This is a genomic window from Labrys sp. ALF-8, assembly GCF_059699065.1.
The window spans coordinates 43,108-64,012 of record NZ_AP048543.1 but is presented as its reverse complement, the minus strand read 5'-3'; the positions used below and the strand labels follow the sequence as shown (position 1 = coordinate 64,012).

At 59.6% G+C, this 20,905-nt stretch carries 18 protein-coding genes and 3 pseudogenes; 14 read left to right on the top strand and 7 right to left on the bottom strand.

The window, feature by feature from the left end; translation table 11 throughout:
* Positions 1 to 357 precede the first annotated feature (357 nt).
* The 5 genes and pseudogenes from AC6H34_RS33790 to AC6H34_RS33770 all read left to right on the top strand — a co-directional run.
* Entirely contained in the window at positions 358 to 1,230 is an 873-nt protein-coding gene (locus tag AC6H34_RS33790; RefSeq protein WP_497542025.1) for an outer membrane protein, read from the top strand.
* 506 nt (positions 1,231 to 1,736) lie between these two features.
* Positions 1,737 to 2,948 carry a TIGR03032 family protein gene (locus AC6H34_RS33785; protein WP_497542024.1) on the top strand — a complete coding sequence of 404 codons (1,212 nt, stop codon included), beginning with the start codon at positions 1,737 to 1,739 and terminating at the stop codon, positions 2,946 to 2,948.
* Positions 2,945 to 6,337 (top strand): autotransporter outer membrane beta-barrel domain-containing protein, encoded by a 3,393-nt coding sequence (locus AC6H34_RS33780; protein WP_497542023.1) that lies wholly within the window; start codon positions 2,945 to 2,947, stop codon positions 6,335 to 6,337. Before AC6H34_RS33785 ends, AC6H34_RS33780 begins: the two co-directional genes overlap by 4 nt.
* Positions 6,338 to 6,496: 159 nt before the next feature.
* A pseudogene (locus tag AC6H34_RS33775) lies at positions 6,497 to 6,610 on the top strand (IS110 family transposase); the annotation flags it as partial.
* A gap of 1 nt (position 6,611) precedes the next feature.
* Positions 6,612 to 7,241: pseudogene (locus tag AC6H34_RS33770) on the top strand (IS6 family transposase); the annotation flags it as partial.
* A 328-nt stretch (positions 7,242 to 7,569) separates the two neighbouring features.
* Here the strand turns inward: AC6H34_RS33770 and AC6H34_RS33765 are convergent.
* The 3 genes from AC6H34_RS33765 to groES form a co-directional block, all read right to left on the bottom strand.
* Positions 7,570 to 7,926 carry a helix-turn-helix domain-containing protein gene (locus AC6H34_RS33765; RefSeq protein WP_497542022.1) on the bottom strand — a complete coding sequence of 119 codons (357 nt, stop codon included), beginning with the start codon at positions 7,924 to 7,926 and terminating at the stop codon, positions 7,570 to 7,572.
* 81 nt (positions 7,927 to 8,007) lie between these two features.
* Entirely contained in the window at positions 8,008 to 9,636 is a 1,629-nt protein-coding gene (gene groL, locus AC6H34_RS33760) for a chaperonin GroEL (RefSeq protein ID WP_497542021.1), read from the bottom strand.
* A 56-nt stretch (positions 9,637 to 9,692) separates the two neighbouring features.
* Entirely contained in the window at positions 9,693 to 10,007 is a 315-nt protein-coding gene (groES, locus tag AC6H34_RS33755; RefSeq protein ID WP_497542020.1) for a co-chaperone GroES, read from the bottom strand.
* Between the two features lie 424 nt (positions 10,008 to 10,431).
* Between groES and AC6H34_RS33750 the strand changes: the two genes are divergently transcribed.
* From AC6H34_RS33750 to AC6H34_RS33730, 5 genes are all read left to right on the top strand, one after another.
* Entirely contained in the window at positions 10,432 to 10,908 is a 477-nt protein-coding gene (locus tag AC6H34_RS33750; protein ID WP_497542019.1) for an Hsp20 family protein, read from the top strand.
* 93 nt (positions 10,909 to 11,001) lie between these two features.
* Positions 11,002 to 11,511, top strand: a complete 510-nt coding sequence (locus AC6H34_RS33745) for an Hsp20/alpha crystallin family protein (RefSeq protein WP_497542196.1) — start codon at positions 11,002 to 11,004, stop codon at positions 11,509 to 11,511.
* 42 nt (positions 11,512 to 11,553) lie between these two features.
* Positions 11,554 to 12,162, top strand: a complete 609-nt coding sequence (locus AC6H34_RS33740; RefSeq protein WP_497542018.1) for a DUF982 domain-containing protein — start codon at positions 11,554 to 11,556, stop codon at positions 12,160 to 12,162.
* Positions 12,163 to 12,171: 9 nt separating this feature from the next.
* On the top strand, positions 12,172 to 12,402 hold the full coding sequence (locus AC6H34_RS33735) for a hypothetical protein (protein ID WP_497542017.1): 231 nt from the start codon (positions 12,172 to 12,174) through the stop codon (positions 12,400 to 12,402).
* Between the two features lie 112 nt (positions 12,403 to 12,514).
* Complete coding sequence (locus tag AC6H34_RS33730; protein ID WP_497542016.1) at positions 12,515 to 12,955, top strand: hypothetical protein; 441 nt, start codon at positions 12,515 to 12,517, stop codon at positions 12,953 to 12,955.
* Positions 12,956 to 13,110: 155 nt separating this feature from the next.
* Here AC6H34_RS33730 and AC6H34_RS33725 read toward each other — a convergent pair whose 3' ends face one another.
* Entirely contained in the window at positions 13,111 to 13,422 is a 312-nt protein-coding gene (locus tag AC6H34_RS33725; protein WP_497542015.1) for a hypothetical protein, read from the bottom strand.
* A 146-nt stretch (positions 13,423 to 13,568) separates the two neighbouring features.
* Between AC6H34_RS33725 and AC6H34_RS33720 the strand changes: the two genes are divergently transcribed.
* Complete coding sequence (locus AC6H34_RS33720) at positions 13,569 to 14,186, top strand: hypothetical protein (protein ID WP_497542014.1); 618 nt, start codon at positions 13,569 to 13,571, stop codon at positions 14,184 to 14,186.
* 60 nt (positions 14,187 to 14,246) lie between these two features.
* Here AC6H34_RS33720 and AC6H34_RS33715 read toward each other — a convergent pair whose 3' ends face one another.
* From AC6H34_RS33715 to AC6H34_RS33705, 3 genes are all read right to left on the bottom strand, one after another.
* Positions 14,247 to 14,564, bottom strand: a complete 318-nt coding sequence (locus tag AC6H34_RS33715) for a single-stranded DNA-binding protein (RefSeq protein ID WP_497542013.1) — start codon at positions 14,562 to 14,564, stop codon at positions 14,247 to 14,249.
* Positions 14,565 to 15,167: 603 nt separating this feature from the next.
* A complete protein-coding gene (gene repC / locus AC6H34_RS33710) occupies positions 15,168 to 16,433 on the bottom strand; it encodes a plasmid replication protein RepC (protein WP_497542012.1) in 1,266 nt (421 codons plus the stop codon).
* A 388-nt stretch (positions 16,434 to 16,821) separates the two neighbouring features.
* Positions 16,822 to 17,187, bottom strand: a complete 366-nt coding sequence (locus AC6H34_RS33705; RefSeq protein WP_497542011.1) for a hypothetical protein — start codon at positions 17,185 to 17,187, stop codon at positions 16,822 to 16,824.
* A gap of 44 nt (positions 17,188 to 17,231) precedes the next feature.
* On the opposite strand from AC6H34_RS33705, the gene AC6H34_RS33700 reads away from it, so the two are divergent.
* The 3 genes and pseudogenes from AC6H34_RS33700 (at position 17,232) to dnaG (ending at position 20,868) form a co-directional block, all read left to right on the top strand.
* Entirely contained in the window at positions 17,232 to 17,606 is a 375-nt protein-coding gene (locus AC6H34_RS33700) for a hypothetical protein (protein WP_497542010.1), read from the top strand.
* Positions 17,603 to 19,582, top strand: a pseudogene (locus AC6H34_RS33695) (type IA DNA topoisomerase). Before AC6H34_RS33700 ends, AC6H34_RS33695 begins: the two are co-directional and overlap by 4 nt.
* Positions 19,579 to 20,868, top strand: coding sequence for a DNA primase (dnaG, locus tag AC6H34_RS33690; RefSeq protein ID WP_497542009.1), 1,290 nt, complete (start codon positions 19,579 to 19,581; stop codon positions 20,866 to 20,868). The pseudogene AC6H34_RS33695 and the gene dnaG overlap by 4 nt, the downstream one beginning before the upstream one ends.
* Positions 20,869 to 20,905 lie beyond the last annotated feature (37 nt).

Below are 20,905 nucleotides of genomic sequence, written 5' to 3'. Positions count from 1 at the left end.
GTGTCGATACTACTTATGATTGTGATTACAACGAACAAGCTGACGAGCTCGGGCTTGGCGAGCGATTTTTATATCAGAGCCTAGTGCTGTTGTTCGGGCTACATAGCCCTGGCATCACTCCTGAACATCAAAGGAGCCGTAGAGTGCAAACACAGCTTTCAGAGTGTGGCATCGCCGCCACATTGGTAAAAGAATAGCGTAGAACACTTGTATTAAAAGATCGCCTTTTGCACAAACAGACCATAAAGGCATCGTGCCATACTTGATCGGAGGGTGAAGCTAAACGTATTTGGTCGTCATATAACGTAACTTCGCGTCAACCAAAGACGGCGCCACGAAGTTCTCAAGGAAATGTTGATGAGCAAGTATCTTCTGACTACCTCGGCCGTCGCGGCAATGCTCGCGGGCCTGGCGTTTTCGTCCCTCGACACGGCCACGGCGGCCGACCTCGCCTACAAGCCGTCCGAGCCTGTCGCTCCCGCAGCAGCTGCGTACGATTGGACGGGCCCCTACATCGGTCTGCATGCCGGCTATGGCTGGGGTCGCGAGAGCGATAACCAGAGCCGATTGTTTCAGCCTGCCAATAACACCGGTGGTGGCGGTGGTGGCAACAACGGTGGCGGTGGTGGTGGCAATGGCGAAGGTGGTGGCAACAACGGTGGTGGTGGTGGTGGCAATGGCGATGGTTGCTGCAACAACGGTGGCGGTGGCGGCGGCAACGCCGACAAGTTTGACATGGACGGCTTCGTAGGCGGCGCGCATGCCGGCTATAACTACCAGTTCCCCAGCAGCTTCGTGCTCGGCGTGGAAGGCGACATCGACTATGCCGACCTCAAGGGCAGCGCGCATGCCTCCTACACCAATGGCATTCAGCCGCGCACACTGGAGATGAAGAGCGAGTGGCAGGGCTCGGCCCGGCTGCGCGCCGGCTATGCCATCGACAATCTCCTGATCTATGCCACCGGCGGCATTGCTTTCGCCGAGGGCAAACTCACCAATTCCGGCTCGGTCGGCGACTTCTTCGTGATCCCGACCACCGATTCCAGCAAGACGCATATCGGCTGGACGGCCGGCCTGGGTGCCGAATACGCCTTCACGCAGAACTGGATCGGCCGCGCCGAGGTCCGCTATACGGACTTCCAGAAGAAGACCTACCAGACCTATGACGGCCCCGTGAAGGCCGGCTGGCATCAGGTCACCGGCACGCTTGGCCTGAGCTACAAGTTCTGAGCCCGAAACCGGCATCGAACGAATGACGAGCCCGGCCATGCGCCGGGCTCTTTTTTGGGCGAGGACCACGCTCGCCTATAAGGATCGCAGGGGTATTTCAGCTTCGCTCCGTTCGTGATGGGCTTTTTAGATGGCGCTCGGTATGTCCTGCAGTGTCCTGACTTGGAAGAAGGCGTTCTGTGCCTGACCTTCAGACGTCGAAGACACTCTCAAGTTGTCAATTCCGCAACTCTACAACTTAGAGCTACTGTTGTATTCCTACAACAATGTAAAACAAACAGCAATTTATGTATAAGATATGTATAGAGAATGATCATTATATGAAATCCGTGATCACTTTAAGGTATCCACGCCGTTAAATAAGGCATTACAACCCGAGCAGAAATCTTCAATCAGCGATTTTTGTCTGAATCTGCGCAGGGTCCAATGTCGTTCTCACGTCTCCACTCCCGTCAACCCGGCCGAAGCAGCGAAGCCGTGGGGCATGTGGCATGGATGGCGGCATCATGAGCGAAGCTGCCGAAACCGCCTACTCGGTCTCGCCCGGGTTCGTTGCGACCCTGGCGCGGCTGAATCTCTCGGTCGCCATCTCCTCCTACCAGTCGGGCAAGTTCTACCTGCTGGGCCGCAATCCCGCGGGCGGCCTGATGGTGGACGAGCGCCTGTTCCACAAGGCCATGGGCATCGCCGTGGAAGGCAACGCGCTCATCCTGGCCACGCTCTTCCAGATACACCGCTTCGAGAACGTGCTCGAGGAAGGCCAGTTCATCAACCACACCTTCGATGCCTGCTACGTGCCGCGCATCAGCTTCACCACCGGCGTCCTCGATGCCCATGATGTCGGGCTGACGGCCGAGGGCGAGGTCGTCTTCGTCAACACCCGCTTCAACTGCCTGGCGAGCCTCGCGCGCGCCAGGAGCTTCACGCCGATATGGAAGCCCCCCTTCATCTCGCACATCGTCGATGAAGACCGCTGCCATCTCAACGGCATGGCGATGCAGGAGGGCCGGCCGGCCTATGTCACCGCCGTGAGCCGCTCCAACACCATCGACGGCTGGCGCGACCGGCGCACCGGCGGCGGGGTCGTCATCGACGTCGCCACCGGCGATATCGTCTGCGAGGGGCTGTCCATGCCCCATTCGCCCCGCCTCCACCAGGGGCGGCTGTGGATCCTGAACTCCGGCGCCGGCGAGCTTGGCTGGGTCGACCGCGACAGCCGGACCTTCCATCCCGTCGCCTTCTGCCCCGGCTTCCTGCGCGGCCTGGCCTTCGCCGGGCGCTACGCCCTCGTCGGCCTCTCCAAGCCGCGCTACGAGCGCTTCGAGGGCCTCCCGCTCGACCGCAAGCTGAAGGACGCCGACTCCGAGCCGTGGTGCGGCCTCCAGGTCATCGACCTCGACACCGGCACCTGCATCGACTGGTTCCGCATCGATGGCGCCGTCGCAGAGATCTACGACGTCGCCGCACTGCCCGGCGTCGCATGCCCGATGTCGCTCGGCTTCGCCTCAAACGAGATCCAGACCCTCATCACACATGAGGAACTCGATCCGAACACGGCGCCCTGGCGCGCCGCACCTGGAACGCCGGTGTCGGACCCGGCCGTCGACAGCCAACACGACCATTCCACATTGCCGCACGCAGGCACGCCCCCTGCGGCGGCCGACCCTGCACTCGCGGGGCAGCACACCACAAGACGAGGAAGAAGGAGCCTGGCATGAAGCTCACCAAGGGGTTGAAAAGCAAGCTTGCGCTGACCACAGCCGTCGTCGCCATGTTCGCCAGCTATGGACGCAGGGCCTATGCGGGAAGCTGCACCCCAACGACTGGTGCGGCCGTCTTATGTTCTGGCGCTGCTGACTCTGGGACCGACAGCGAACAGATCATAACGGTGACGGGCAGTGGCACCGTGACGACGTCCCCTGGCTTTGGAATCCTTACAGGCGCCCCAGCCCTTAAGATTTACGGCGCAGGCACGTCGCTGACCTTCACCGATGCAAATTCGTCCAGTATTACGAGCGACCAAAGTGCCCTCCTGATCTATAACAATGGTGCAGGGGCGACGAGTGTCACCACGACCGGCGACGTCACGGGCCGCAACTATGTGGGCATATTCGCCAACAACTCGAGTACAGCGAGTGGCTTGACCATCAACACGTCCGGCAACGTGACTGGCGGCGAAGCCGGTATCATTGCTGGAAACTACGGCACCGGCGCAACGAGCATCACCACCACCGGTGCAGTAGCAGGAACTTCTGGATACGGTATCCTTGCCTCCAACGGCACCACGGCGACCGATATGACGATTAACACCGCTGATGTGACCGGCGGCACCTCTGGCATTTATGCCAGCAATCAGGGTACGGGTGCAACGAACATCACCACGACCGGAACGGTGACTGGTACGAGCAAATACGGAATTCACGTCAAGAATACCAATGCCGCGGTCGGAAGCTTGACGGTCACGACCCAAGGTGAGGTGGACGGTGGCACCAGCGGCATCCTGGCCTTCAATTACGGTGCGGGACCGGTAGAAATCACAGCGAACGGTCCAGTCAGCGCCAGCGCCGGCATGGGGGTCGGTGTCTATAACCAAGGCACCGGAAATACCACGATAGCGGTTCAAGCCGTGACTGCTACCGGCCCCGTGACAGGTGTTGTTCCCTTTGGCGTTCAAGCCGTCAACAAACGATCCGACGGCGGCGACCTCACGATCACCACGAACGGCCCAGTCGTCTCGACCGCGAATGCAATTCAAGCACAGAGCGCCTCGCTGGCGGGCGACTTGAACATAACTAGCAATGACACGGTCACCTCGCTTCAAGGTGTCGGTATCAACGCTGTTCTTGGCGCTCTTGTGACGCCTGGTGCCGGGAACATTGTCGTGACGACCCATGACGCCGTCAGTGGGGTGAACGGCGGGATCGGTATAATAGGCGCCACGACAGGGATCACGTCCGTAACGACCTATGGCACAGTTCTGGCAACGGGATCGCAGTCCATTGGGGTCGGCGCCATTGGCCTGGGTGATGTGCGCGTTGACACCAAGGGAGAGGTAACTGGCGGCCTTTATGGCATTGAGGCCAGCGGCCTCGCGGGGAAGCCTTTCGGTGGCACCAGCGCCACAATCACGGTAAACGCCGAGGGCAACGTCAGTGCCACCGGCCCCTCGGGAAGCGGTATTCTGGTCCGCGCCGAACTGACAGTGAGCCGCGTCGACGTCACGACCCACGGGACTGTAGCGGGCACCAATGCGGGTATTCTGTCGCAAAACATTGAGAATACGGGAACGACTCAAACCACACTTAACGTGATGTCCGGCAGCAAGGTGGAGGGCGGCGTTGCGGGCGTGGTACTCTACGCGGACACCGCCCAGGCGGTGACCATCGACAACGCTGGCACCATCCAGAACCTGTCCGGCGCGTCGAACGCCGTTGCCATCGATTCAAACCAGGACACCGGCGGCGGAGCGCCGAGCCAGGTTTCCACGTCCGTCACGAATACGGGACTGGTACTCGGCACTGTCAATCTCGCCGGCAGCGGCGCCAATCAGTTCAACAACCAGTCAGGCGGGGTGTGGAACACGGCAGGGGGCACCAACGACTTCGGCACGGACACCACCAACAACAGCATCACGAACGAGGCCGGCGGCACCATCGTCGCAGCTGCCAGCGGCGCGAGCGGCCCGACCGCCACCAGTTTCAGCGGCCTGGGCACCTTCACCAATGGCGGCCTTCTCCAGATGCAGAACGGGGTGGTCGGCGACACGACGACCATCGCCGGCAATTTCGTCGGCACCGGGGGCACCGTCTCGCTCGACACCCAGCTGGGCGGCGACGGTTCACCCACCGATCGCCTCATCATCAACGGCGATGCCTCCGGTTCGACGGCGCTGGCCATCCGCAATGCCGGCGGCGCCGGCGCGCAGACGACCAACGGCATCGAGGTCGTGGAAATCAACGGCGGCACCTCCACCGCCGACGCCTTCCATCTCGCCAGCGCCGTCGCCGTTGGCGCCTACGACTACGCCCTCTACTACCAGGACCTCACCAAGGACGACCAGAACTGGTACCTGCGCTCGACCGGGCAGGCGAACGCCTCCGCTCAGACGGCGCTGCCCTATGCCGACATCCTGGTCAACTTCGCCGATGCGACGCTCGGCACCCTGCAGCAGAGGACCGGCAACCGCATTTGGCCGAACGGCACGCCGCAGGTCGCGGCGGACCTGCCCTCCAGCCAGGTCATGAAGTATGCCGCTACCGGCCCCGTGATCTATGGCCAGGGTGCCTGGGGGCGCATCGGCGGGCAATATACGTCGATCGATCCCAAGTCGGGCACGCCCTATACCCTTTCGCTCGGCTTCCTGCAGGCCGGCTACGAGGGCACGGCCTACGAGACAGGCGCGGGCGACCTGACCGTCGGCGCCTATGCCATGGTGGGCACCTCGCACGCCGATATCGACGTTTCGCGCGATCCGGCCACGGGAGCGGCCCGCAGCGGCAAGATCACGACCACCGGCTACGGCCTCGGCGGCAACCTGACCTGGCTTGGCGCCGATGGCCTCTATGCCGACGCGGTCGGCCAGCTCACCTTCTACGAGTCCAGCCTGTCCAACAAGGCCGGCGGCGACAACCAGGGCTGGTCGGGTACGGCCAGCCTGGAGATCGGCAAGCGCTTCGAGCTGGGCTCGGGCTGGTCGGTGGTGCCGCAGGCCCAGCTTGCCTATACCCATGTCGACTTCGACAGTTTCACGGACATCAACAGCTCCCGCGTGACGCTGGGCGACGGTGACAGCCTGCGGGGCCGGCTGGGCCTGCGGGTGGAGAACAACGCGAGCTGGAAAAACGGCGAGGGCAAGACAGACCGCCTGCAGATCTACGGCATTGCCAACCTGAGCTACGGCTTCCTCAAGGACACCAGCGTGGTGGTGGCCGGCACGTCCCTGGAGCAGCAGGACAAGCGGCTGTGGGGCGAGATCGGCGCCGGCGGTACCTATGCCTGGAACGACAACTGGAGCGTCTATGGCGAGGCGGACTACGCCACCGCGCTCTCCGGCTCCGGCTCCAACTACAGCCTCAGGGGCACGGCAGGCCTGCGCTACAGGTGGTGATCCTACCGAGGGCATGGGTCGCCCGGCGAGAAAGCCGGGCGGCCTCTGAACCATCTATCTGCAAATGCTGCCCGTAATCGGCCAGACGCCCCGTCTGCGGGCGCAGCGCCTGTGGTGGCCGTTAAAGTGTCAGCCTCGAAACCACGCAGGAGGCGGCTGATGGAGTATTTTTGCGGACTGGACGTTGCGATCGAGGAGACGGCGGTGTGCGTCGTCGACGACCGCGGCGAAGTGCATCTGACGACCAAGGTCGCGAGCGATCCGGACGCGCTGTTTTCCGTTGAGCTTGAGAATGGTCGAGGACCTGCTGGCGGCACGTGGAATTGTGGTGAGCCACGAAACCGTTCGGCGGTGGGCCGAGAAGTTTGGCCGGGATTATGCCAACGCCATTCGGCGGCGCACGCCGTAGTTCGGCAACAAATGGCATCTCGATGAAGTCGTCGTCGCCATTAATGGCAAGAAGCATTGGCTTTGGCGCGCGGTTGACCAAGATGGCTTCGTGCTCGACGCCTTGGCCCAGAGCCGCCGTGCCTGGCGGGCGGCAGAACGCCTTCTGCGCAGGCTCATCCGCAAACAAGCCCGCGCTCCCAGGGTGATGGTCACCGACAAGCTCAGATCCTACAACGCTGCCCGCTGCGACATGGGTATGACCTTCGAGCATCGCCAGCATAAGGGCCTGAACAACCGGGCCAAGAATTTGCACCAGCCGACCCGGCGACGAGAACGAAGTATGAAGAGATTCAAATCCGTCCGCCATCTCCAGCGCTTCGTCTCAATTCACGATCCCATCGCCAACCTCTTTCACTTTCCGCGCCATAGCCTGTCCGCCATCGACTATCGGACCCTTCGCACCGAGGCGATGACCGTGTGGGAGGAGCTTGCCGGCACCTACACCTTCGTCTGATTGCGGTGGTCAGTCACACCATTGCCCCGTCGTGATCCTGTCAACGTGACAGTGCCATCACGTGACCTCTTTCCTGCCGAGGTTAGATCCATGTTGGTTTTTTGTGTAGCCGACGCCCCTTGCCTCGACCGTTCGGCTTCCGCTCTCGCGAACCGTGATGGTAACTCTCAAAACTGGCAGCCGAGATTCAAAGCAGCCAGTAAGGCGGGCCGATAAGCCAGCAAAGTCCAATAGTGGCCCTGGGTGATCGAGATTCTAGCTAAACCGCGATAAGAACGAGAATTTGGTCACAGAGTTCGTGCGCTTACACGACATCGCAAAGATCGCCTTATTTGGTATGTCCAATGATCTTCTCGGCACTAATTCTGAGGGCCTTTGCCAGTTTCAGATAGGCGGAGAGCGGCGCATCCAGACTGCCGGCTTCAATGGCTTCAATCTGCGATACCGCGACATCCGCTTTTTCTGCCAGTTCTTCCACGCTCAGGCCTTCCAATTCGCGCCAGTCCGCGAGCGTTGCCATGGCGGCATCGTTGCCTTTCGTTTGGTCTCCGGTTGCCTCTCCAGTTTTGGATGGATGGCCCTTCAGGGCGCGCTGAGTGTCGGCGCGGCGCCGATAGTAGGGACTGCAGGTCACGGCCAAGGCTCTTTTGCTTGGCTCAGCTGATTTAAAATCCTTTCGTCTCATCTCAGCCTCCGAACAGCACAAAATGCTGCTTGGATCCTAGGCGCCACTCCCCGTTCGGGGAGTGGCCTGCATTGTTCTCGGTTAAAAGTCCATTCCGGCGCCTGCGGGCATGGTAGGTGCCGGCTCCTTCTTTGGCTTCTCGGCCACCATTGCTTCAGTGGTCACCAAGAGGCCGGCAACAGACGCCGCGTCCTGGAGAGCAGTGCGCACGACCTTGGCAGGATCGATCACCCCTTGCTCGAAGAGGTTGCCATACTCGCCGGTCTGGGCGTTCCAGCCATGGGCGTATTCGGCGGTTTCCCGCAGCTTGCCGACGACGAGCGAGCCCTCCCAGCCGGCGTTCTCGGCAATCTGGCGTATAGGCGCCTCGATCGCACGGCGGACGATGTCGATCCCGTATTTTTGGTCGGCATTGTCGGACGTCAGGGCCTCAAGGACCTTTGCGGCCCGCAGCAGGGCCACACCGCCACCCGGCAGAACGCCTTCTTCGACTGCGGCCCGGGTGGCATGCATGGCATCGTCCACACGATCCTTGCGTTCCTTGACCTCCACCTCCGTGGCGCCACCGACGCGGATCACCGCAACTCCACCCGCAAGCTTTGCAAGTCGCTCTTGGAGCTTCTCGCGATCGTAGTCGGAGGTCGTCTCATCGATCTGAGCCCGGATTTGCACGATGCGCCCGTCAATGTCGTTCTTGCTGCCCGCGCCGTCGACGATGGTGGTGTTTTCCTTTTCGATCACCACCTTCTTGGCGCGGCCGAGCATCTCGAGGGTGACGTTCTCCAGCTTGATGCCGAGATCCTCGCTGATCACCGTGCCGCCGGTCAGGATGGCGATATCCTCCAGCATCGCCTTGCGCCGGTCACCAAAGCCTGGTGCCTTGACCGCCGCCACCTTCAGGCCACCGCGCAACTTGTTCACCACCAGCGTCGCCAACGCCTCGCCTTCAACATCTTCCGCAATGATCGTCAGCGGCTTGCCCGACTGCACAACCGCTTCGAGGATTGGAAGAATGGCCTGCAGATTGCCGAGCTTCTTTTCGTGTATCAGGATGTAGGGGTCGTCCAGTTCGACCCGCATCTTCTCCTGGTTGGTGACGAAGTAGGGCGAAAGATAGCCGCGGTCGAATTGCATGCCCTCGACAACTTCGAGCTCCGTCTCGGCCGTTTTCGCCTCCTCGACAGTGATAACACCTTCATTGCCGACTTTCTGCATAGCCTCAGCCAGGAAACGCCCGATCTCGGTATCGCCATTGGCAGAAATCGTGCCGACCTGGGCGATTTCGTCGTTTCTGGTGATCTTCTGGGCGTTGGCCTTGAGTTCGGCGACGACAGCTTCAACCGCCTTGTCAATGCCACGCTTGAGATCCATGGGATTGATGCCAGATGCCACAGCCTTGGCGCCCTCCTTCACGATGGCCTGGGCAAGAACCGTGGCGGTGGTGGTGCCGTCACCGGCGGTGTCGTTGGTCTTCGAGGCGACCTCGCGCACCATCTGGGCGCCCATGTTCTCGAACTTGTCCGAGAGTTCGATCTCCTTGGCGACGGTGACGCCGTCCTTGGTGATGCGGGGAGCGCCGAACGACTTCTCGATCACGACGTTGCGGCCCTTGGGGCCGAGCGTGACCTTGACGGCATTGGCGAGAATGTCCACGCCGCGCAGCATCTTGTCGCGCGCATCGGTGGAGAATTTGACTTCCTTGGCAGCCATTGAATCTCTCCTGCAATAGGCAGCTATTTTGAATTGTGATGAGGATGAAGAAGCCGTCAGGCGGCCTTCTTCACGGCGCCAGCTATTTCGATCACACCCAGCACGTCGCTTTCCTTCATGATGAGGAGGTCCTCGCCGTCGATCTTGATCTCGGTGCCTGACCATTTGCCGAACAGGACGCGGTTCCCAACCTTCACGTCGAGTTCGACCAGCTTACCGGATTCATCCCTAGCGCCGGGGCCGACCGCCACTACTTCGCCCTGCTGCGGCTTCTCCTTAGCCGTATCAGGAATGATGATGCCGCCCGCGGTCCTCTCGTCGGCTTCAATACGGCGGACCAGGACACGGTCATGCAATGGACGGAACGTCATATCGTTCTCCTTCAAGGACAAACAATTTTGAAAGTTCCACCGCTCCGATCCGGCGACCAGAGCGGGGCGCGCGACCCAGGTCGGCATCGCGCGCAAAATCAGTTGGTTTGTGGCTTTTTGGTTTTCAAGAACCCCGCTCAAAATTTTTGGCAGTCTCCATCCGAGAGTGCTAATGCTTTGAATACGTAAATATTTTCGCGTCCTTCGTTCATTTCCTTCTAAGGTACGGAGACCTCCAACGGGACACAAACGCGCTCAGACACAACGCTGAAAATTGCTGCGAAGCGCCCTCTTGAAATGGCCTTGATGTCGACTACCTCGTAGTTGCCGGTCGCCATTAGGGACCGACAACTCCCGCTGTGGCAGTGCCCATGGCGAGAAAATCAAACTTGTATCCATGTTGCTTCAACAGGAGGATGTGGCTATGAGATCCACTCTCGATTTTACACCACTGTTCCGCTCAAGCATTGGTTTCGACCGGATGCTCAACGCACTGGAGGCAACGAGCCGTATCGAGACGGCGGACAATTGGCCTCCCTACGACATCATCAAAACTGGCGAAGACGACTATCGCATCACGATGGCGGTGGCCGGCTTCTCGCAGGACGAACTGGGCATTACCCAGGAGCGCAACGTCCTGGTCGTGTCGGGCGAGAAGGCCGACGAGGATACCGGCCAGTATATGCATCGAGGCATAGCCGAGCGGGCTTTTGCGCAGCGCTTCGAACTCGCCGACCATATCAAGGTCGTCGGCGCGAACCTCGACAAAGGCCTGCTGACCATTGATCTCAAGCGTGAGCTTCCCGAAGAAATGAAGCCGCGCCGGATCGAGATCATCGGCAACGATGCGCAGGCAAAGGCCGGCGTGCGGACGATCAAAGGCGAGAAGCACGCAGCTTGACACGTCAAAGCCAAGGCAAGCGACGCGCCGGACAAACACGTCCGGCGCAGGTGTGAGCCTTTGTCATTTCATTGAACTCGAAGGAGACAGATGATGAGTGTGCGTGATCTGATTCCGTGGGGTCGCAACAACGGCGACCAGCTTCCAAGTTTCTTTCGCGAGGGCGACCGCGACCCCTTCCTGTCGCTACATCGCGAAATGAATCGCCTCTTCGACGATGCCTTCCGGGCATTCGACACCAGGGTTCCGGCTTTCGGCCGGATGGGCTCTGTCCGGGCAGGATGGCCCAGCGTTGAGATCTCGGACAACGAGAAGGAGATCAAGGTAACCGCCGAGGTGCCGGGTCTGGCGGAAAAAGATGTCGAGGTATTCCTCAGCGAGGGTGTGCTGACATTGAAGGGTGAGAAGCGTTCAGAAACCGGGGACAAGGAAAAGCAGTTTTCCGAACGTTTCTATGGTCGCTTCGAGCGACGCATTCCGGTTGGCTTCGAGGTCGAGGAAGATAAGGTCAACGCCCTGTTCAAAAATGGTGTGTTGACGGTCACGCTACCCAAGACCGCGAAGGCGCAGGCTCAGGTCAAGCGTATTGAAGTAAAGAGCTGAGCGACGCTGGGGGCGGCGGCAAGGGGCTACCGCCCCCGGTAAATGAAGCAGGCAAGAGCGTATTCGCGCTTGAGAAAACGTGATCCAAATCTGGCAATGAGCAAAATAGCTTTTGAAAAACCGTTCGTCTTCATGCTTCGCCCGAATTTGCTTCAGCGGATTTCTACTATCGCTGAGGCTTCCTACTTTCTCTTGCATCGCTGGCCGCGAGAACGAGGGACGGCATACGCCGCCGCCCGGCAAGCATGTTACCTAGCCGCCAATGGGCAGGTAGACCCCAATGACTGCCGCTGTGCCTTCGTTGGAGCCATAGCCGAAGCGAAAATGCCAAATCTCGACGACCTCAGTGAGATCGATGACGCCTCAACCGAAGAAACGAAGGCGAGGCGCGTAATTTCTGCCTCGCCTCGTGCCGACGATTCGCCCGGAAAAATCGCGAACTGTCTGGAGAGGGAACGAACCAAGCTAGGCAGTGAAGGCACGCGGTTCCCTCCCAACACGAGGGCGAGCATGGGGCCGGAGCGTCACAGCCGCAGGCTTGAGGCTCACGGCAGAAATAGCGTCGGCATGAAACACGCCAGTATTGCTCGTGAGTTGCCCTACCTTGCGGCAAATAAGCTGATGGCGACCGGAGCGGAATTCCTGCACTAGGAGGCTGACATGGTCAATGTTGGTGATTTGGTCTGCATTAAGCCTGACGCGATGACATCACCGTCAATGATGTTCTCCGCCGATGCAACGTTCAAAGTAATCGCTTTGCATTTCGGTCCTGGCCAGGATCCGGAGGGAACCGCCGATCTGGAGCGGGCAGACGGCAAGATCGAACCGCGTTTTCCGGCCTCCAGACTCAAAACGGTGCTACCTGGTCACAGAGGCCCGCGGAACTCTTAGCGCTGATAACGCGGTTCGGCGTCGGGATGCGATTTTTCCCATCTCGACGCCTTACAATCTTGAAAAACATCCTTCATCCCCTGTCGCTTTCCATGTAGCGGTCAAGAGCAAGATGATCGACGTAAATTCACGAATTGATCGAATGAAACTCGCGGAACTAATTCAGAGGGTCAGAGAAGGCGAGAAACGTGACCCGGTACTGGAGTGCCAAATCGCCGTCGTCCTGCAGTACATCCCGGATGCGCTAGTTAAGTATAGCAATGTCCGGCCTCATCCAAAATCAACTATAACCATGCTGTATGACGTTCCTGGAAAGGAGGGCACGCCTGTTTTTATTCCAATGCTGACATCGTCGCTTGATGCGGTCGAAAAGCTGAGAATGTGGGGCGTTCCGACCTGGAAAATTGACGGCTTACAGGCAAAAAATGGTGAGTACATTGTGCGGGCGACTTGTGAGCCCGGCGCCAATGTTCAGGCCGTCGCCAGGACAGAAATTCGTGCCAGGTTAGCGGCCATCCTACAGGCGCTCCAACGGGAAAGCGAGAGAACATAGGATGCACCAAACGGCGTCGATGGCATTGCAAATTTTTAACACGAGCCCTTGAATTAGCCGGTCTTCATACCATCTCCTTGCCCGTCAGGTGCCTAGTTGGGCCTGATGCGGACGCCGGAAGCGTCTAGTCGGCGTGGACAAATTCGGATTGGGCTTTACTCGGTCACAACGACCGCTTCTCCGATGATCCGCCCTTCCCACAGGTAGAATTTCCCGGCTTGCTTGAATGTGGATGCAGCATGATCGCCGGATAGAAACCTCCAGCCGAAGCGGCCAGTTTCACCGGGTCGCAGTTCGACCTCGATCAAGATCGGCCAGCCATCCCAAGCGGGTCCTTCCGGCTTGACGGTTGTCTTACAAGGGCCGCCCCACCTCGAGAAGACAGGCTGCGATTTACCGCCTTGATCGGTTGGATAGAGCCAAACGTCTGCGATCAGGTCTCGGCGCGCGTGGCGCATATCGGGCATGGGATTTCCTCCGATGCCATCGTGCCGTGAGAAGAGAACTTGGGCAACGTCCGAAACGCCAAGCCTCATTGACGAAGCACCAACAGATTGATTCAAGGCTGCCTTTTGGAGACGGGTTTGAGCAGGGGCGATCTTAGCGAAGCTGAATGGCGCATTCTGAAGAACTTGCGCCAGGACTGATGTCGAACCGTAATCGACTGAAATGGAAAGCGGAATATCTCGCTCGAGCACTTATTGAGAGTGATCGCATCGAGGAGGCCACGGCTGAGCAATTCAAGCGGATCGTTAAACTGACCTGCCTCGACGGTGCGTTCACTGACGAGTTTCGCTCTGAAGCGCTCCGGCGTCTGCATGACAATCGCCTGACACAAAAGGAGATCGCGCGTCTGCTTTTCTCGGGCGACGGGGAACTCGCGTCGAAGGTTCTGACTTACATGACCGCGAGGCCGTCAACGGCGGTCGAGGTTGCCAACTACTGTCGTCAGGTGGCCGATTGGCAAGGGCCGGACTATGACGAGACAATAGTCGGCAATCCTTCCGATCCACGCTTTTCGATATCAGCAACTGTGACAATTGCCGGCCGCAGCATCAAATCAGCCGCCGTGATCGGCGCCACACGGAAGAAGGCGCGTCAGCAGGCACTCGCGCGGCTTCTTAGCGAGCTCCTGGATGAGTCCAATGTTAAGGACCCGGCCGGAGAACCGGGAGGGCGGAAAGTTTGGCGGACAAGTCTCGCTGACCCCAGACGGCTCAATCGCTCTTAATGCAGGCATTCGTTATACCGATGGAGGCAGAAGGGGCGTAGACCGCCCCCTCTGGTCGCTTCAGTCCGGTGCCTTGGCCAAGAGTTCGAAGGTGTTGGCGAGGCGATCGGTGGTGTAGAATGTCTTGCCGTCCTTCTCGTAGGAGCGATCCTCGAGGTGGCCCTCAATCAGGACGAGATCGCCCTTGGAGCGCTTGTTCTCGACCCACTCGGCCTGCTTGCCAAAGACAGTAACCGTGTTCCAGCGCGTGCGGTCCTCCCACGTGTCGTCCTCGACCTTCACGGCGTAGTTCGAAGCGATGTTGACCCGGACTATCTTGCCGGCGCGTTCGATCTTGGCGATGCGGCCGATCAGGCGGAAGCTGGCTTCGTTGTACATGGTCGTCTCTCCTTCTGTGGGGCGATGCCCCGTTGCGATGAAACCCGGCATTGGCCGCCACCAGGGCCGGGTAGAGCTGGGCGCAAGCCCAGGCCAGCGAAGCGCCGCTCCCGTCAGCCGAAGGAATTTTGCCGCGCGAGGAATGCCCGCAGGGCAGGGAAAATTCTGCGCGGCCAGGGACGACACCCGGACCGGCGGCTGTAACGACCGGTATCAAACAGGCAACGGGGCGCTCCCCTGAAGGTCCGGGCCTGAGCATCAATGCGCCACCAACGTTCGGTCGCCTCTCCAGGCTCGAACTTCCGGCTTCCAAACGGCCCACGACCCCTCACGCAGCGCAACGGAAGGTGCGAACGGCTGGGATCTAGCCGATAAAAGTGCCCAATTGGAGCGTCGATGCCTGCTAACGCGACCCAAAGCTGAAAACGACCCACGAGCAGCGCCTTCGGCTTGCCACAAAGTTAGGTCGTTCAAACCTATGCTGCTATCGAGAACTGCCTTCACGATGTCGATCACGTTTGTTTGTATATAGGGTTTTATGATCCTACTTTTGAAGCCGACTGGCAAGGGATCTTGGCGTTGAATGACCAGCGTCTTTGAAGATTATACCTTCGCTTCGGATGGTCTTCGCAGACCATGTAGGGCAAAGAGAGACCGAGAAAGGTGAAGCTCGCCGGCCCGTCCGCGTTGAACCAGGGCACGAAGGTAGGCGCCTGGTTTGGCTATCGTCCCCATTGCGCTCCGTTGGAGCGTGAGAGCAACGGCAACCGCGGCCAGGTCCGGGCCGAGATGAACGCGCGCCTCCTCTAACACCTGTGGGTTGATATTGGTGATCCGACACATCGTTTCGGCGTTGGCGCGGAAAGCTGTCCAGGACGCGAACGCGGCTGGCACGAAATCGACTGCCTGCGGACAAGCCTCTCGAACCAATGGCAGCGAGATATTCACGATATCGTCGGACACGTCCCGGTGCCGCGTCTGCTGCCTGCCTTGCAGATCGGGACGGCCCCGGCCATTCTTGTCATCGATAGATGGAATGTCACCGCAGGTGACCGCAGAGGCGTTTTGCGACCCCTCGGGCGCGCGCCGAGTTATACTCCCTACAGAATTTTGGTCATCGGCTGTAGTTGGTATGGGCCGAAATTTCGATATGGCGGTCTGTAATTCTATTCCCTGAATCGCATCGTCGTAGACGTCTTCTGCGGCATCTCGGAGCGTGCGGTAGCGGTCGACCTGATCCTCAAGAATCTCGCGGGACGAGGCTCTTGTTTCCCTAATCCGATCCAGCTGAGCGCGCATTTGAGCCCAGGGGCCTTCCAGGCCGCGCTCCAGTGCGTCAGTGACTATCGCTTGCACCTCGCGTCGAAGAACCGTCCGTGCATAGGAGAGCTTCTGGCGATCCTGGGCGTCTCGCTCTGCCGCGGCGGCGAGCTCGGCAAACTCGCTGTGCCTCACGACGATCGGAGAGAGGTCAATACCGTGCCCCTCCACGATGTCGCCGGAGGCATCCCGCCGTCCTCGCCGTTGAAACGTGGGACCGTCTGCATAGGCGATGAGCCCGGCCTGCACCAAGCCGTGCAGATGGTGTTTCAAGGTGGAAATCGTCACGCCAAGCCGACGCGCGAGCAGCTTGTTGGAGGGCCAGACAATGGGCCTGGATTGACCCTTCCAGTCCTGCGATTGCGAAAAGCCGAAGAGCTGGTCGATCAATGCGATCTTGGCAGCCTTGAGCCCGAGAACAACGGCCGCTCGTTTGGCCGTTTGCAGTGCCTCGGCACGGCTGATGCGGTCGACCTCGGGATACGCTCGACTAGCCCTTTGCGCGGCGATCGATGCAGCGGAGACCCGCCGCAAACCATTTCGTTTCATTCTCTCTTCCTCAAGTCTGAGGCAAAGCAAGAGCGTTCGCGAAAGTGACGCGTTTTCGATTGACAGCGAAATGCGGGGAAAGCTAATGTTCCGAAGCGTTACTTTCGGAGCTTCGACAGCATCTGCGCTGTTTATGTGCTCTCTACAAAACCCTCTTGGCTGGCCGGCCTTGAGGGTTTTTGTTTTTGCCCGTTTCATACCTCCTGAAAACGTCGAGATCGACGACGGGTGCCTTGCCGATTCGACGAGGAATCGCGACGCACATCAACCGCGACTATACTGTATGGTCGATATCGATCCGGGCGTAAAGGTATCTTCCGTAAGGAAATATGCCCGGCTAGCCGGCCTAATGGTGACGCTACGTCACGATGGCGTCACGCCAAGTTTTCTAGCGCTCCTCTATCTTGCCCCGCGCGGCTCGCACGGCTTGAAAATCGGCAATCGGATAGTAAACGAACTGCCGACCCGACCCATGCGAAGAGAGCACCTGTTTGCGCGCGACCACCTGGGCGGCGCATAACCTGTTGACGATGCTATTGACATGAGGACGAGCTAGGTTAATAAATCCACTTATAGAGCGCGTCGTCGCGTCCTCATGCCTCTCGGTCATGGCAACAATTGTCAGGTAAACGCCGAGATGTTGCGCCTTGAGGTTGCCGGACATCTCCTCCGGGAGTGCTTTAATAATCTGCTGGGTGGCTGCAACCAGTGTCGCTGCCAGTCCGGAACGTAGGAGCGCATAGTCGGTCGACATTGGATCCAGGTGGCCTATTTGGTACACACGTGAAATGCGTGAGAATGCTGATCGGCCGCTTTGGATGCAGCCTTTTCAACTTTACCTCAATCCTCGGGAATCCAGATCAACATGGCCTCGAACAGCATCGGCTCAGGCGAGCTGCTGTGCAGAACTCTGGCGGTCGCATGACGACCACTGTCAACGACGACAAGATTATCTTCGCGGCGCTGACGCTTTCAAAGGCGCACGCGCAGACCCAACGGGCCTTCTCCGACGTGATCTACCACATGGGAGCGACCAGGAAGCAGCAACGAAGGCTGATGCTGGACAACCTGGAGATCTGGGAGCAACTGGTCTCCGACGATTTTGAGGATATTAAGCGGCGTTTTCGAGCATACGTCGAAGCGCGGGCGAACGGAGAGCCCGTCCGCGTATGAAGCTCCTTATCATTGAGTCGCCCGGCAAGATCAGAAAGCTGGAGAGCATCCTTGGTGACGAGTACATCGTTGTCGCAAGCATTGGACACGTCCGCGATCTGCCGACGACCGGCATCTCGGTCGAAGCGCCGGACTTTGTGCCGCAGTATGAGCTGACGTCGCGAGGCAAGGACGTCGTTGCAAGGCTCCGGCCGCTTATTCAGCAGGCATGCGAAGTGTACCTCGCGACAGACCCCGACAGGGAAGGGGAGAGCATCAGCTGGCATCTGAAGCAGGTACTTGCCTTGAACGCTCCCAAGCGCGTGACCTTCAACAAGATTACGCCCGAGGCAGTGCGTGCCGGCCTAGCGGCGCCGGGCGCGATCAATATGCGGACTGTCCTTGCGCAAGAGGCGAGGCGTGTTCTCGATCGCCTCGTGGGCTACATGGTCAGCCCTGAGCTGAGTCGGCGAATAGGCGGAAAGCAAGCTGCAGGGCGCGTGCAGAGCGTTGCCTTGAGAATTCTTGTCGATCGTGAACGAGCCATAGGGGCATTCAGGAAGACAACCCATTTTGGCGCGGAGCTGATGTTCGGTGACGCTGGTGACGAATGGAGCGCTTCCTGGCGCCTAAAGCCGGATTTTGTCACCGATGACGCGCCCTATTTCATGGACCGGGAATTTGCGGACGTCGTGGGCGCTGTCCGGCGCGTGCGAGTAATCTCCTGCGTCAGTGGTGAGGCGCGCCGGAGCCCGCAAGCTCCATTCATAACGTCGACCATGCAGTAGGCGGCAAATGTGCTTCTGGGTATGGATCCGGAAGCCGTCATGACGGCGGCGCAGGCGCTCTACGAGCAAGGGTACATCTCCTATCACCGTACCGACAATCCAAACCTCGCGGCTGAGGACTGGAATCAGGTGATGGCGGAATTATCGCGCCATGGCCTGGAGAGTGCCTCCGCACTTCGCACCTTCAAGGCCAAGGACGGAGCGCAAACCGGTCACCCTGCGATCACACCGACACACTGGGATGCCGAAGAGGCGGGCGAGACGGAGCCTCAGAGGGCGCTTTATAGGGTGATCTGGAAACGGGCATTAGCATCTCAAATGGCTGATGCCCGTTTTGCCGTCCGCACAGCGAGCCTCGAAGGTGAGGCGCCGAATGGCCGGCGCCTCACCTTCGAGGCTCGCGGCCGCACTTTGCTTGCTCCCGGTTGGATGGCGCTGGCGGACCAGGCGTCGGGCGATGAAGATGACGAGGAGAGCGGCAGCGAAGCGCCAACCAATCCAGTTCCGGAGCTTCTGCCCGGGCAGATAGTGGTCGCGACATCCGGGAGACGCACCCAATCGGAGACGAAGCCACCTAAGCGTTATACCCAGGCGTCCTTGATCAAGACGATGGAAGCGGAAGGTATTGGGCGGCCATCAACCTATGCGGCAATCCTCGGGAACCTGGTCGGTCGGCAGTACGCCAAGGTCGATCGGACCAAGATGTTCGTTCCGACGGAGGCGGGTGTTGCGGTCGTAGATATGCTCGTCGGGCGGTTCCGTTTTATGGACCTGTCTTTCACCCGCTCCCTTGAAACGGAGCTCGACGACATTGCGAATGGGCGCCAGAATTACCGACCCGCGATTGCCGGTTTACACGCCCAATTAGAGCAAGAGCTCAGCGTCTTGGCGCAAGTGATACCCGTCACGCCCAGCGAGGGAATGATCGCTGCCGTTCGGGCCAAATCGAAAAGGGACGGCATCGCTGTTCCGCCCGCTACTCTGGAATCCGCTGCGGCGTGCCGGGAGTTTCTTGGTCCCCGAGAGCAAGCAGTTGGAGCCGCTGCGCAGGCTTCGGAGAAACAAATTGCACTCGTAAGAAGACTTGTCGAGACCGGCGCGGTCAAAGCGCCTCCCGGTTTTCCCAACGGTATGACGGCGCGCTCGGCATCGGAATGCATCGAAAAGGGGCTCAAAGCGTCCGTCAAAAGGAAGAAGCCCGGGAAATGACAGAGCGCGTCCCCAAGGCGATCCTCGAGGAGATAAGAGCGCGCCTGCCACTCGCGGCGTTCATCGGGAAACGAGTCAAGCTTGTCTTCAATGGCCGCGAGTTTGTGGGGCATTCGCCCTTCAAGGATGAGAGAACCCCTTCGTTTACCGTCAACGAAACCAAGGGTTTCTATCACTGCTTCGCTAGCGGCAACCACGGGGACGCGATCCAGTTCCTAAGGGACCTGGAAGGGATGAGTTTCATAGAGGCGGTCAGTGAGGCGGCGCGCGAGGCTGGCGTTGCCTGGAACCCTGACGCCGGCACCGAACTCGGGGTGAGCGCGATGCTTACCGCCTGCCGCAGGGCGGCGGAGTACTTTGAAAGTTCCCTTCACAGTTCGGAAGGGGAGGGGGCCCGCCGATATCTCTCTCGTCGTGGCGCGACACCGAAGATACTTCGGCAATTTCGGGTGGGCTGGGCTCCAGCGCAGCCGGATCTAGACAAGCTTACAGACGGGTCAGTAGATCGTCGAGCGCTTCGGAATGCTGGACTCATCCTGGGCAAAGACAGGGGTACGCCTCTCTTCCGCGACCGCATAATGTTCCCGATTTGTGATCGAACCGGTGTGATCGTGGGATTTGGAGGTCGGCGGCTGGAAGGAGGATCCGGCCCCAAATATCTGAACTCGCCACAAACCGCGATTTTTCGCAAATCCCGGTGCCTGTTCAATTTTGGATCAGCGCGATCCGCGGCCGTCAAGGCGGGGCGTTTCGTCTGCGTCGAAGGTTTTTTTGACGTGGTCTCGATGGCGAATGGGGGATTTGCCGAGACGGTGGGAAGTGCCGGCACAGCCGTAAGCGTCGAACAAATGCAAGAAATGGCGACGGTGACAGCCGAGCGGATTTTCCTGTTCGACGGCGATCAGGCGGGATGGTTGGCGGCCCAGCGGGCGATGCGGCGTTGCCTGCCAATCGCCAGCCCCAGCTCAATTGCCCGCTTCGCGTTCTTGCCGGAGGGAGAAGATCCGGACAGTTTCATTCGGGCTAATGGCCACGCGGCGATGCGGGCGGTGATCGACAACGCCGTTTCTCTGCAGGAACTGCTCTGGAGGTCTGCAGTCTCGAAGTTGGGCAAGCCGGATTGCGCAGAGAGGCAGGCGGCGCTTGCAAGGGAACTTCGGAATGGCGTGGAGCTCGTGGAACATTCGGAAACGCGAGGGTTCCTGGAAACCGCTATGGCTGACAAGATCCTGAAGGAATTCGGACCACCTCTTTCGCTGGCACCGTACCTGCGATGCGACGAATAGTAGGCTTACGCCGTGTCCTCGGATGACCGCCTTGCCT